The 13,778-nt window shown below is 34.5% G+C and carries 12 protein-coding genes; 11 read left to right on the forward strand and 1 reads right to left on the reverse strand.

Features of this window, described 5'->3' with window-relative positions:
• Positions 1-8 precede the first annotated feature (8 nt).
• The 11 genes from SMGD1_RS11210 (at position 9) to hypF (ending at position 13,138) form a co-directional block, all read left to right on the forward strand.
• Complete coding sequence (locus tag SMGD1_RS11210; protein WP_008339341.1) at positions 9-569, forward strand: HyaD/HybD family hydrogenase maturation endopeptidase; 561 nt, start codon at positions 9-11, stop codon at positions 567-569.
• The gene (locus SMGD1_RS11215) at positions 547-1,962 is read left to right on the forward strand and encodes a hypothetical protein (protein WP_008339245.1); all 1,416 of its coding nucleotides are present in this window, start codon (positions 547-549) and stop codon (positions 1,960-1,962) included. The genes SMGD1_RS11210 and SMGD1_RS11215 overlap by 23 nt, the downstream gene beginning before the upstream one ends.
• A gap of 71 nt (positions 1,963-2,033) precedes the next feature.
• Positions 2,034-2,621, forward strand: a complete 588-nt coding sequence (locus SMGD1_RS11220) for a TetR/AcrR family transcriptional regulator (RefSeq protein ID WP_008339356.1) — start codon at positions 2,034-2,036, stop codon at positions 2,619-2,621.
• A 24-nt stretch (positions 2,622-2,645) separates the two neighbouring features.
• On the forward strand, positions 2,646-3,509 hold the full coding sequence (locus SMGD1_RS11225; protein ID WP_008339403.1) for an NADH-quinone oxidoreductase subunit B family protein: 864 nt from the start codon (positions 2,646-2,648) through the stop codon (positions 3,507-3,509).
• Complete coding sequence (locus tag SMGD1_RS11230) at positions 3,502-4,761, forward strand: nickel-dependent hydrogenase large subunit (RefSeq protein ID WP_008339288.1); 1,260 nt, start codon at positions 3,502-3,504, stop codon at positions 4,759-4,761. The genes SMGD1_RS11225 and SMGD1_RS11230 overlap by 8 nt, the downstream gene beginning before the upstream one ends.
• A gap of 245 nt (positions 4,762-5,006) precedes the next feature.
• A complete protein-coding gene (locus tag SMGD1_RS11235) occupies positions 5,007-6,158 on the forward strand; it encodes a hydrogenase small subunit (RefSeq protein ID WP_008339437.1) in 1,152 nt (383 codons plus the stop codon).
• Between the two features lie 13 nt (positions 6,159-6,171).
• Positions 6,172-7,905, forward strand: coding sequence for a nickel-dependent hydrogenase large subunit (locus tag SMGD1_RS11240; RefSeq protein ID WP_008339404.1), 1,734 nt, complete (start codon positions 6,172-6,174; stop codon positions 7,903-7,905).
• Between the two features lie 11 nt (positions 7,906-7,916).
• Positions 7,917-8,618, forward strand: a complete 702-nt coding sequence (gene cybH, locus SMGD1_RS11245) for a Ni/Fe-hydrogenase, b-type cytochrome subunit (RefSeq protein WP_008339466.1) — start codon at positions 7,917-7,919, stop codon at positions 8,616-8,618.
• A 119-nt stretch (positions 8,619-8,737) separates the two neighbouring features.
• Entirely contained in the window at positions 8,738-9,292 is a 555-nt protein-coding gene (locus SMGD1_RS11250; protein WP_008339205.1) for a HyaD/HybD family hydrogenase maturation endopeptidase, read from the forward strand.
• Positions 9,283-10,956: a hypothetical protein gene (locus SMGD1_RS11255; protein ID WP_008339206.1), complete on the forward strand. Its 1,674-nt coding sequence runs from the start codon at positions 9,283-9,285 to the stop codon at positions 10,954-10,956. The genes SMGD1_RS11250 and SMGD1_RS11255 overlap by 10 nt, the downstream gene beginning before the upstream one ends.
• On the forward strand, positions 10,937-13,138 hold the full coding sequence (gene hypF / locus SMGD1_RS11260; RefSeq protein ID WP_008339386.1) for a carbamoyltransferase HypF: 2,202 nt from the start codon (positions 10,937-10,939) through the stop codon (positions 13,136-13,138). Before SMGD1_RS11255 ends, hypF begins: the two co-directional genes overlap by 20 nt.
• Here hypF and SMGD1_RS11265 read toward each other — a convergent pair.
• A complete protein-coding gene (locus SMGD1_RS11265) occupies positions 13,116-13,775 on the reverse strand; it encodes a hypothetical protein (protein ID WP_008339578.1) in 660 nt (219 codons plus the stop codon). The genes hypF and SMGD1_RS11265 overlap by 23 nt on opposite strands.
• Positions 13,776-13,778 lie beyond the last annotated feature (3 nt).

Below are 13,778 nucleotides of genomic sequence, written 5' to 3' on the forward strand. Positions count from 1 at the left end.
GGACAGATATGAAAACAGCAATTGTTGGCGCGGGTACAGTAATTTACCAAGATGAGGGTATAGGTGTATATGCTTCAAAGTATATAGAAGAGAATTATACATTTATGGATGATGTGACATTAGTTGATGGCGGAGTACTTGGCTTTCAACTAATGACATACTATCAAGATTATGATAAGGTGATTATACTTGATACTATTACTATGGACGATGAGGTAGGCTCTATCTACAATCTTCCATCAGAGGAGTTGTTAGGTCTTGGAAGTTATAAGCAGACTGCTCATGAAGTTGAAATAATAGAGATGCTCGAGATTTGTTCACTCTTAGAGAGAATGGCGGATGTAAATATTGTAGGTATTGTTCCAAAAGATATAGTGAGTGTAAATATAGGTTTGAGTGATGAGATGAAAGAGAAGTTTCATAGCTTGATAGATGCAGCAGTAGTTGAACTAGATAAATCAGGCATAAAGTACACAAGAAACCCTGAAACAGTAATGTTAGATGATATCATCGAACGTTATGCAAATCCACAAAGTGAGTTTAAAAATGGCTATCAAACAAGTAATTAAATATAGAAGCGACAGTAAGTATTTTGCAGGATTTTTACAATCTATGATAAAAGAGAGTGGTATTGTAGGCAGTGTCTCTCAAGCTGATGACTCTATAGTTATGAGGCTCAACGATACAGATGAAAAAGCTATCGCTGATTTTAGCCAACTATCAAATAAATATCTGGCTCACTCTTTGTTTTTGGGTGAGATAGAGACTATACAGGTTGACTCAGAGAGTTTAGAATCAGATTTTAAATCACCAACATATAATATATCTGCATGTCCTAGATGTTTAGAACGTTTAACAGATCCTGCTAGTGAAGACTATCTGAATGATTCTCTAAAGTGTACACACTACTCGAACGAGGAAAATGAAGACTTCCTTGATTCTAACTACTACTCTCCTCATTACAGCGAGGGAAGTGACCTCCTGGTAGTAGATCCAAGTAATATAAACAATCTTTTTATAATGACAGAAGATGAAATAAAAGCGCTCTTTAGTATAGAAAAACCAACCCTAAAAGTTACTATCAAAGATGAAGTACTAAAAGAGTTAACTGGAAAAATATTTATAAATATCAAATCTCCATATAGTGTAAAAAGCAATCTTGTAGCACTAAATGCAAGAGAGAGTGAAGTTGAATATTTGTTTTTCCAAAGAAGTGATGATTTAAAAGTAGTAGTTGTTCAAAAAAACACCACTGTTATTAGAGATTCCAGAGGTGTTTCTAAAAAGCTTAAAGAGTTAGATAGCGACAAGACTATCAATAGATTTTTAAATATCGCACAAGAAGCAGGATTTGAGAAAGGCTCAATTGCAGCTAGTCTGAGTACAAGAGATGGCATCTCGTTTATAGTTTCAAATGAGACTGGAGCTAAAAAAGTTATAACTTTTCAAGACTTTATACTAAAAGATGTTTTAGAGTTGATGAGTAAAGATGAAAACAAGTCAAAACTGCTTCCAAACTTTGAGAAAAAGTTTCCTTCTGTAATGAAAGAGCTTAGAGAAAATGATGAGTATGGTTTGTTTGAGACAATATCTTCTATATTAGAGCTAAAAGAGAAAAACTTTGAGTCAGTAAGTGATAAGTCTTTAGAGTTCCATGGCAATGGCGGACTAAAGATAGACGCAAATTATGGTGATGAAGGTTTTGATTATGTATCTTTTATAGGCTCTATCATGAGCTTTAAACTTGCAGATACGGATGAACACTACTTAGCATACTCTATTTTTGAAGCTCTTGGCGATATGGCTATTTCAACTTTAGGCCAGCTAAAGACAAAATTTAAAATTGATAAGTTTGTTATGATGGGTGATATGTTTGAAAATAGTGTGCTTTATAGCCGGATATTAAGTAAGTTTCAACTGAGTAATCCATATTTCTCAAAAGGTTTTGCACTAGATGAATAATAGTTCAGGTTTAATTAAAAATGAGAACTAATTTATAGTATAATTGTGTAAGAAGATAAGGAGAAGATATATTGTTAAGCAAAAAAGAGCAAAAAAAAGAACAAATAATGCAAAGCGCATTAGAACTTTTTTCTGTAAAAGGTTTTTACAACACTACTATACCTGATATAGCTAACGCACTAAAGATGAGTGTTGGAAACATGTATAATTACTTTAAGTCAAAAGATATTCTTGCTAAAGAAATTATAAAATATATATCAGTGTATCTAGGTGGAAAGTTAAAAGAGATTAACGAACTAGATATATCTACAGAAGAAAAAACAAGAAAAATAATCGAAGTTTATTTCGAAACTGCTTCTAAGAAGCCTGAGATGATCGATTATTTTTTAAGAATCTACTTATCAACTCGTGATGTATTTAAAGAGGGCTGTGAAGGGATGATTTGTGTAAACGAGTTTGTTACAGAGATTATGATCTATTTCGAAGAAGGTGTAAAGTGTGGAGACTTGAGAGATCAAGACTTCTTTAGTGCTTTTGGGCTATTTATGGGTTACCTTGGTGGAATGGTTTTCTTAAAAGGTGAAGATGTTTTACCAAAAGAGTTAGATGCTTATGTGGATGATATTTCATATAATATATATAAAGCCCTAAGCGTTTAAAATATTATGAGCAACAAGGTGAGAGTGTTATGGCTTAGCTCCATAGCTTGTAACGGTAACACTCACTCCTTTTTAAACTATCCATTTATGGAACAATTTCTAAACGATTTTGAATTCATATATCACCCAGTTATTGACTCCAACTACTCCCTTAAAGAAATTGTCTCAGAGACAATAGCCTGTGATATCATGCTTATTGAAGGTACGATATCTGATGATTTTAAAAGAGCTGATGTTCTTGTTGTTGATATCATAAAAAAGTATGCAAAGATAGTTAAAAAAATTGTTACGGTAGGGACTTGTGCAACTTTTGGAGGAATATTCAAAGAGAGTGATTATGAAAACGCTACAGGACTTCATTTCGATAGGAATAAGCCTATAGATAGTTTTAAAAATCTGCTTGATAAGACTATTTCTGTTTCAGGATGCCCAGTCCATCCTGAGACTCTGGTCAATACACTCTATGCAATTAAGAAAAGTGTTGATTTACAACTGGATAATTTCCTAAGACCAAAAGAGTTTTATGCTTATACAGTTCATAATGGTTGTACAAGAAACGAATACTTTGAATATAAAGTAGATAATCATAAGTATGGTGAGCTAGAGGGTTGTATGTTTTACGATCATGGATGCCAAGCACCATTTACACATGCAAGCTGTAACAAAACACTATGGAATGAGGTTAACTCAAAAACTAGGGCAGGGATGCCATGTGTTGGATGTACCGAGCCTACATTTCCAAAAGAAAATCTTTTTAATACTAAAAAGAACATGGGTATACCACAAGATCTTCCAATAGGTGTAGGTAAAAGAACATATCTTACTCTAGCTGGTATAACAAAAGCATTTACTATAGATAGATTAGAAAAGAAGTTATTTGATGATTGAGCTAATAGAAAAAATAGAGGGTGAAGCAAAACTAAATTTTAGTTTTGCTGGCGAAGAGATTGATTTTGTAGATATAGAGTTTATGACTGCAAGAAATATAGAAAAGATATTAGAAGGCAAGTCTGCTTTAGATGCACTTGTAATAAACCCACGAGTATGTGGCATCTGTGGACATGCTCATCTAATAGCAACAGTCAAGGCTTTAGAAGATTGTTATGAAAATATAGAAATCTCCAAAAAAGCTGAAATTATTAGAGAACTTACTCTTACCTTTGAGCTAATACAAAACCACTTCAAATGGTTCTATCTTACTATGAGACCTCTTTTTGGTAAAAAACAAGAGGTTTTAAAAGCTACATATCCAACTCAACTTATGGCAAAGGCAATAGCTGTCTTTGGAGGACAATATCCACATACTTCTTATGCTATTGTTGGTGGAGTTGTTTGTGATATTACAGAAATAGATATTATAAAAATAAAACATTACATAGAAGAGACTATAAAGTTTTTTGAGACTAATTTAGTACAAGCAGATACAAAAGACTTTCTAGTCTGTGACAATGTAGATAAAGTATTAAAGAAAAATGGTGACTTACCAGATATATTAAGAGAGATAAAGAAAAAGAAATATCTGGACCATGGCAAATCATATGACAGATTTATAGCATTTGGTGAGAATAGTTACTTTACAAAGGGCAAGTCACACAAGACAATAACTACACATAATATCTCCATAGATTATGTAAAAGAGCAAGATAATTTAAACTCTTTAGCAAAAAATGTGACTTATAAAGATAAATATTATGAAGTCGGTCCATTGGCTCGGGCAATGATAAATAAGGTTCCACTTGTTAAAGATTCGCATAGAAGATATGGAGATAATATCTTTAGTAGAATAATCGCTAGAGTTTGTGAAATACCGCAACTATTAAACCATTCAAAAGAGCTTTTAGAGAAACTAGACTTAAGTGAACCATCTTATATCGAGCCTAATATTGATATATCTCAAATAAATGCATCTGGAGAGAGCGCTGTAGAAGCAGCAAGAGGATCATTGATTCATAAAGTAGAGTTAGAAAATGGAATCATCAAAAATTATGAGATAATAACTCCAACTCAGTGGAACTTAGGAAATGGAACAAGAGAAAATCTTGGAGTTTCACAACAGGCGATGGTTGGTTTAAAAGATGTTAAAACTGCCGAACTTGTATTTAAAACTTTTGATGTCTGTTCTGTTTGTACTACACATTAACTCTCAATAAATAAAATTTAACAAGGGAATCGCCCTTGTATACAATATATTCTTCATAAAAGACTCTCCAAATATCAAATTAAAATCCAAAAATACTGATATATATTTGTTAAAATTATAACAGAGCCAGTCTTTTATTTGTCCCTAATTAAATTTTAATATTAAGCTACACATAAGTTATTTTTATATAAACTTCTTACTGAATGATTATTCATTTATGAATATGAAGAGCAAAAGGAGAAATTATGGTGAGTGACACTCTATATAAAAAGTTGTCAGCTAGAGTCAACGAATTATCAAAGTTGCCTAAACTAGATGATCAAAAATCAATTCCAAAATTGATAGAAGAAAATGGGTTTTCTCGTAGAGAGTTTATGACATGGGCTGGTACTATGACAGCTATGTTAGCGCTTCCAGCGAGTTATACACCGTTGATAGCTAAAGCAGCAGAGGTAGCAGATAGACTTCCTGTTATCTGGTTGCACATGGCAGAATGTACAGGTTGTACTGAATCTTTATTAAGATCAGCATCTCCAAGTATAGACAGTTTGATTTTTGATCATATATCTTTAGAGTATCAAGAGACGATAATGTCTGCAGCCGGTTGGCAAGCAGAACAAAATCTTGAGAACGCTATAGAAAAATACAAAGATAGATACGTATTAATGGTAGAGGGTGGTATTCCTCACGGAAAAGGTAGTCATTTCTTGACAATTGGCGGACATGGTAAGACAGGTGAGCAGAGTGCAATTGATGCAGCTGAGCATGCAGCAGCAATCTTTGCTATTGGTACTTGTTCTTCTTTTGGTGGTGTTCAAGCAGCAGCTCCAAACCCTACAAATGCTACTTCACTTAGTAATGTTACTAGTAAGCCTGTTATTAATGTTCCAGGTTGTCCACCGAGTGAGAGCAACATAGTGGGAACACTACTGCACTTTCTACTTTATGGATCACTTCCAGCACTAGATGCTTACAACAGACCAAAGTGGGCATATGGACTAAGAATCCATGACATGTGTGAAAGACGTGGTCACTTTGATGCTGGTGAATTCGTAGAACAATTCGGTGATGATGGAGCTAAAAATGGCTTCTGTCTGTACAAAGTAGGCTGTAAAGGTCCTTATACATTTAACAACTGTTCTAGACAGAAGTTCAATGAAGGTACATCTTGGCCAGTTCAAGCCGGACATGGTTGTGCTGGATGTAGTGAACCGGATTTCTGGGATACTATGGGTGTTTTACATGAACCTCTTGCCGACAGACTATTTCACACAACATTTGGTGGACTGGGCTCAGATGCAACGGCAGATAAGATTGGTCTAGGACTACTTACTGTTACAGCAGTGGGAATCGCAGCACATGCAGCAATATCAGCTGTTAAGAAACCAAAAGAATAATCGAGGAGTTAATATGTCAAAAAGAGTAATAGTTGATCCTATAACAAGAATAGAAGGACACTTAAGAGCCGAGGTTATTGTTGGTGATGACGGAATTGTTCAAGATGCTTTCGTATCTTCAACATTATGGAGAGGATTAGAAGTAATCGCAAAAGGGAGAGATCCTAGAAACGTACCTCTAATGATGCAGAGAATTTGTGGTGTTTGTACATACTCTCACTACCTAAAAAGTACTATGGCAGTTGAAGATGCACTGGGAATAAAGATTCCTTACAATGCTGAGTTAGTAAGATCACTAATGAATGCAGCACTGTTTATTCATGATCATGTTGTTCACTTCTACCACTTACACGGTGTTGACTGGGTTGATATTGTATCAGCACTTAGTGCGGACCCTGCTAAAGCAAGTAAGTTAGCATTTAAATATTGTGACAATCCAATTGGTACAGGTGAAAATGAACTTAAATTAGTTAAAGAGAAAATAGGTAAGTTTGCTAAGAATCCTCAAGGACTTGGGCCATTTGCTAACGCATACTGGGGACATGGAACATATAGATTGACTCCAGAACAAAACTTGATTGCGCTTTCTCACTACTTAAAAGCATTAGAAGTTCAAAGAACAGCTGCTCAACTTTTAGCTATCTTTGGTGGTAAAAATCCACACCCACAAAGTCTTGCGGTTGGTGGTGTAACTTGTGTTATGGATATTCTTAACCCAGCGAAAATGGGTGAATACATGACTAAGTTTAAAGTACTTGCTAATTTTATTAACAATGCTTACTACCCAGATATCGTTATGGCTGCTGAAATGTATAAAACTGAAGGTTCAGTCGTTAAACCAGCTGGTGTTAAAAACTTCATGGCACATGAAGATTTTATTGTAGGTCGTGGTGACAGACTTTTTGAAAGTGGAATCGTTTATGATGGAGATTTAAGTAAAGTTTTCGAAATAGATGAAGATCTAATTACAGAAGAAGCTACGCACTCATGGTACCAAAATGATAAAGCACTTCACCCATACGATGGTGAGACAGATCCTAAATATACAGGTTTTGTAGATGGTGAAACTGTTGGACCAGATGGCAAAATGATTCATTCTAAGCAGATTAATGAAAAAGAAAAATATTCTTGGATCAAGTCACCTAGATATGATGGTAAACCAATGGAAGTTGGGCCTCTGGCATGTATGGTTGTTAGTTATGCAAAAGGTAATGCAAAAGTTCAAAAAGTTGTAAATGACTTCTTAAAAACTACAGGTCTTCCTGCAGGAGCTCTCTTTACTACACTAGGTAGAACAGCAGCGAGAATGTTACAGGCAAAACTAATCGGTGATAATGCACTAATCGCATTTAACAACCTGATTGAAAATCTAAAAGTTGACCAAGAGACTTGTGCTACTTATACTATCGATAAAGACAAAGAGTATAAAGGTAGAGGTATCGGTGATGTTCCTCGTGGAATGTTGAGTCACTGGGTTAGAATCAAAAATGGTGTTGTTGAAAACTATCAGGCTGTTGTTCCTTCTACTTGGAATGCAGGACCTATGGATGCTAACGGTGTAAAAGGCCCTTATGAAGCTGATTTAATCGGTCTTAAAATTGAAAATTTAACACAACCACTAGAGATTATCAGAATTATTCACTCTTATGACCCATGTATTGCATGTGCAGTTCACGTGATGGATACAAAAGGAAATCAACTAAGTGAGTACAAACTAGATCCTATTTATGGTGGATGTAGCGTATAAAAGGAGAAGCTATGATTAGTGAAGCTAATAACGACTTAGAATTAGAACACGAAATAGAACAAGAATTGGAATTTTCGTCTGCTTATAGATGGCAACATTGGATAAGAGCAGTTTCAATTGTTGTCTTGACAATAACTGGATTTTATATAGCTGTTCCTTTTTTAACACCGGCGGTAAATGCTGATCCGACAAATTTTATGCAGGCTTTGATGAGATCATGGCACATAATTTTCGGTTTCGTACTAATATCTGCGGTGATGTTTAAAAGTTATCTTTTCATGTTTGGAAGAAAGCATGACATGGAAAGAGCGGCATTTAAAGATATATTGAATCCAAAAATTTGGATTAAACAAATAGGCTATTACATGCTTATTTCTAAGCATCCAAAACTGAGTGGGGTTTATAACCCGATTCAGTTTATGGCTTATGCAACGTTATATATTATGTTGTTTGGTCTGATTATTACAGGACTTATTCTTTATGTTCATGTATATCATGACGGACTAGGTGCATACCTTTATGATGTAATGAAAAGCATCGAGGTTATGATTGGTGGACTTGCAAATGTTCGCATTATTCACCACATCCTTACATGGGGTGTAATGTTATTTGTACTTGGTCATATTTATATGGCTATTTACAATGCTGTCTTTGGTAAAGAAGGCGGAATGGATGCTATTTTCAGTGGTATGAAGTGGCATAAAAAACACTAGCTAAAAGCAAGGATTTCCTTGCTTTTGTTAGAAGAAATAAGATTTTTATAAACAATCATAATGAGACTAAAATGATTGTTTACAAAATCTTATTTATGATTTATATATAGAGGTGAAACATGAAAATATTAATACTAGGCATAGGAAATGTACTCTTTGGCGATGAAGGTATAGGTGTTCATTTAGCTAATTATTTGGATGAGAAGTATAACTTTATATCTGATGAACATACAGTAGATGTAGTAGACGGTGGAACTCTAGCTCAGATATTGATACCTATCATTACAGACTATGACAGAGTCTTACTCATAGACTGTGTTAATGTTCTTGATGGTGACATCGGAGATGTATACAGTTTTGACTTTGACGCTGTTCCTGATTTTATCACTTGGCAAGGAAGCGCTCATGAAGTTGAGATGCTACAAACTCTACAGATGATAGAGATGCTAGGTGACCTGCCTCCTGTAAAAATTGTTGGTGTCATACCTTATGTAATCGGTGAAGACACAACTTTTACTATTACAAATGAGGTTTTAGAAGCTAGTAAGACAATGGAGCACTCTATCATTAACTATTTAAAAGATTTAAAGGTAGAGACAACTCTAAAAAATAGTGGTGCAATCTTGCAAGAAGTTGCAAGAACATCATACTTAAGGGGCACACAATGGTATTAGAACTATTATTTGAATATTCGTCTTCTTCACTGGTATACGATAAGTTACTACTGAGAAAGCTTGAAGAGTCAAAACTTGAAGGTAGACTTGTTAAAACGGACAAAGATATTAAGTTATATGTTGAAGCTGATGATAGTGATGAGTTAGAGTTGTTCGCTAATGAGCTCTCACTAGAGCTGCCTCACTCTATTTTCTTGCGTAACACAGAAGTTAAAGTTGTAGATGCACTGCCTGATAATGATTTTATTTTACCTCAGAGTGAAAAGTTGGCTATGCCATTTTGTCCAAGTTGTTTGAGTAAGGTTTTAGATGAATCAAGCCAAGACTACTATAACCCGTATTGTGAATGTGAAGTGTGTGGATATGAAGCAGATGGAAAGAGCGGAAACTATCATAGTCTGTTTGAGCAAATAGCAAACGCTATTAGCAGGGACTCTGTAGTAAAGGTAAATACATTTTACGGAGAGTATTACTTAGGTAAACTAAATGAAAAATGTAATGACATCTCTTTTGATATTTTAAGTTATGACCTGGCTACTATCTCAAAGTACACAAATGTAACAACACCTGAAACAGTTGCTTTAGGTGCGATTGAAAAACCACTTATAGGTCTAAAAACAAACCTTAAATTTAAAATGGATTTTGAAGGTGTAAAAGAAGAGCTGTTAAGATTCAAACTTGCAGATGACTTTATTTTGCACCTTACTTTAGTAGAGCTACATAAGCTTGGCGTTGATTGTGTTTTTATAACTAAAGATGAGATGAAATATGATACTGCTCTTCTTTTAGCTGATTTTAAAGAGAGTATGGAGCCAATAGAGTGTGTTGTTAGTGCGAAAAACATAGTTATTCTTCGTGGTACTAAAGGTCTTCCGACGTTTGAGCTTACAAATGAAGCAGTCATCCCATACATAGGGACATTTAACTCTGTAATAAAAGAACATAACTTTTCAGATAAAACAGTTGTTGGACTCAATATAAGTAAGGATTCCCATAACAACATACTTGTATATGGTAAGAAGTTCGGACTCATTGAGTACTTGTCTTTTAAGTCTGAGTATAGCTCAGTTGAAGAGATTTTTAAAGCAATAGCACAGACAAATGAGTCAGGTATAAAACTTTTAACTAATTACAAAAGTAAATTTACAGAGCTTTATGAAAAAGTTTCTTTGATTACATTTGATGAAAAAGAGCTAAATATTTATAAACTATGGGGAATTATTTCCATTATTTTAGGGTATAGTAACTCTAATGATATTTATGAATCAGCGGATATACTAGAGAATAATGCAAAATCTTTTGTAGGTACAAAAGGACCAAGAATAGATTATAAACTGCAAAATATTAAATCAAAAGTTTATCTGGATCCATTGATGGTAATCAGAACAGCGATGACTTTTAAACTTGCCGGAGTTGATAGTCTATGTTTATCATATGGAGTGGTTGAGAGTTTTGTAGAGTTCTTGTCAGGTCAGCTTGATGAGATAAAACAAAACATGAATAATGATGTCGTTGTTGCATCTGGTTCACTGCTTGGGAACAAACATTTATTTAGTAAGTTAGATAAAGAAGTTTCAGTAAATCATGAACTATATTTCAACAAAGAATTACCGGTAGATGGGATAAACATTAGATATGGCGGAAATGAGCTACTTCACAACTAAAAGATTTGGTTTTAAGATATTTGGGCAAGTCCAAGGAGTTGGATTTCGTCCATTTATCTACAAGATAGCAACTGAGTTAAATATAAATGGATTTGTGAAAAATAGCGAGAAGGGCGTAGATCTGGAGCTTGAAGGAGAGATTCTTCAAATAGAAGAGTTTATGAATGTACTAAACTCAGATAGACTGCCACCACTTGCCCGTATAGATAAAATACAACAGATAGAGATAAAACCTCTTTATAGGGAACAGTTTGAAATAATTCACTCTACTCTAAGTGTCAACAATGGCTCAAAAGTAGCATTGGTAATACCTGACACGGCGATTTGTGAAGAATGCTTATTTGATACTGACTCCCCTTACAAGTTGAAATATTACGATTATTTTGCCACTACCTGCACAAACTGTGGCCCAAGATATAGCATAATTCAAACTGTTCCTTATGACAGAGAAAATACCTCTATGAGTAAATTTAAGATGTGTACTTCTTGTGAAGAAGAGTACACAAACCCTCTTAACAGACGCTACCACGCACAGCCGATTTCATGTAATGATTGCGGACCTACACTTACAGACACAATCGAGAAAACAGCAGAATTTATAAAAAATGGAAAAATTGTTGCCATGAAAGGTCTCGGCGGTTTTCATATAGTATGTGATGCAACAAATGATGAAGTCATAGAGAGGTTAAGAGTCCATAAAAACAGACCGACTAAACCATTGGCTATTATGTGTAAAGATTTGGAACAGGTAAAATTATTGGCATCTGCATCTACAAAAGAGCAAGAGCTTTTAGCATCTAAAGAAGCCCCAATTGTTATTTTAAATAAAGCCTTAGATGCGAAGATAAAAATATCAGACAAAGTAGCTCCAAATATAGATAGAATAGGCTGCTTCCTTCCATACACAGCTTTGCATCATCTTCTTTTCAAACAGCTTAAAAACCCAATAGTCGCTACGAGTGCGAATCTTGGAAGCGAGCCTATCATAATAAAGGCAGAAGATATTAAAGAAAAACTTCCATTTGTAGACTTTGTTCTTGATTTTGACAGGGATATTGTAAATGGAGTGGATGACTCTTTAGTCCAAGTAGTAAACGGTAATACCCAGATGCTAAGACTCTCTCGAGGTTTTGCACCAAAGGTGATAAAGCTTGGATTTAAGAGTGAAAAGAAAATCTTGGCAGTTGGTGCAAACGCTAAAAATGCCATAGCTTTTGTTATAGAAGACAACATCATACTATCTCCTCATATTGGGGATTTAGGTTCACTAAAAGCTTTTGAGTTTTTTGAGCGAACTATAGAGACTTTTAAAAGCTTTTATGACTTTGAACCTGACGTTATAGTCCACGATATGCATCCAAACTACGAGACTACAAAGTGGGCAAAAGCTCAAGGTAAAGAACTTGTAGAAGTTCAGCATCACTTGGCACATATCTATGCTTGTAAGGCTGAGTTTGAACTTAGTGGAGATTACTTAGGGTTCAGTTTTGATGGAACTGGATATGGAAGTGATGGACAGCTTTGGGGTGGAGAGATTTTTGTTGGCGATGTAAGAAAGTACAGCTTCAAATCTCTTAAACTTCTTGGTGGTGAAAAGGCGATAAAAGAGCCAAGACGGGTAGCTCTAAGTATGCTTTTTGACAAATATTCACTTGATGAAGTTCTAAGTCTAGATGCAGAGGTAGTTAAGTCGTTTAAAGAGAGTGAGATAAAGATACTTCATCAAAGTCACACTAAAAACCTAAATGCACCTCTTAGCTCATCAGTTGGAAGACTCTTTGATGCAATGGCGAGTTTTTCAAACCTCTTGCAGTTTCAAAGTTACGAGGGTGAAGCTGGACTTATCTGTGAGGAAAACTATAAACAAGATGTAACTCAAACCCTTGAGTACAAAATTGTTGATGGCATCATAGACATAGAGTTTGACTTTTTTGACAAAAATATAGTCTCTAAATTTATAAACACACTAGCACAGATAGTTCTGGATATATCAAAAATAGAAAAGATGGAAGTCATCCTAAGCGGTGGAGTTTTTCAAAATAAAACACTACTTGAACTTGCGGCATCTAAGCTAAAAGATGCAGACATAAAATATTTCTATCAAAGTGAGACTGCAATCAATGACGGCGGTATCGCTTTGGGGCAGGCTTACTTTGAAGTTATGAATCATAAAGAGAGTTGAGAATCTCTTTTTGTTCTTTATATGAGTAGTTAAACTTGAACTCTATCTCTTTTAAGTAGTAAAAGAAGTTTTCATCATTTATTCCATTGTACTTCAATATGGAGTCCTCAAAATAATTCCAAAACTTTGTGATTAGGTTTTCTCTCTTTTGAGTTTTTGATATTTTGTTTAGCATCATGAACTTTGAAAACTCTTTGAAGTGTGCCTCTTGTGCTCCGCTATCTAAAAACTCACTTTTATATCTTTTTAGATTTGGCATCAGTAGATTATATATCTTGTTTTCATAATGAAAAGTCAGAAAGTTTTGTGCATCGAAGATGTTTTCTTTGACCTTTTTTTTAGAGTGTTCTAAGTAGATGTATTCATCATATTCTAAGACTGTTTTGTTTTGATACTCTTTTTCTAAATAGTTGGCTAAAAGTGCACGAAAGAGGTCAAATCTCTTTTTAACAGTAATATAATTAATGTCTAGTTTTTTGGAAGTTTGATTTGCGCTGAAGTTTTGCACAAAGCTATCAATAAGTGCTAAATCTCTTTGAATTTTTTTTGGAGAAAACTTTTTCTTGCACGCTGAACACTTTAGTTGTCCGGATTTAAGCTCGTATAATTTTTTATTATTACAATAAATGCAGTTCATAGA

The sequence above is a fragment of the Sulfurimonas gotlandica GD1 genome (genome assembly GCF_000242915.1).
In the GTDB taxonomy this organism is placed as follows: domain Bacteria; phylum Campylobacterota; class Campylobacteria; order Campylobacterales; family Sulfurimonadaceae; genus Sulfurimonas; species Sulfurimonas gotlandica.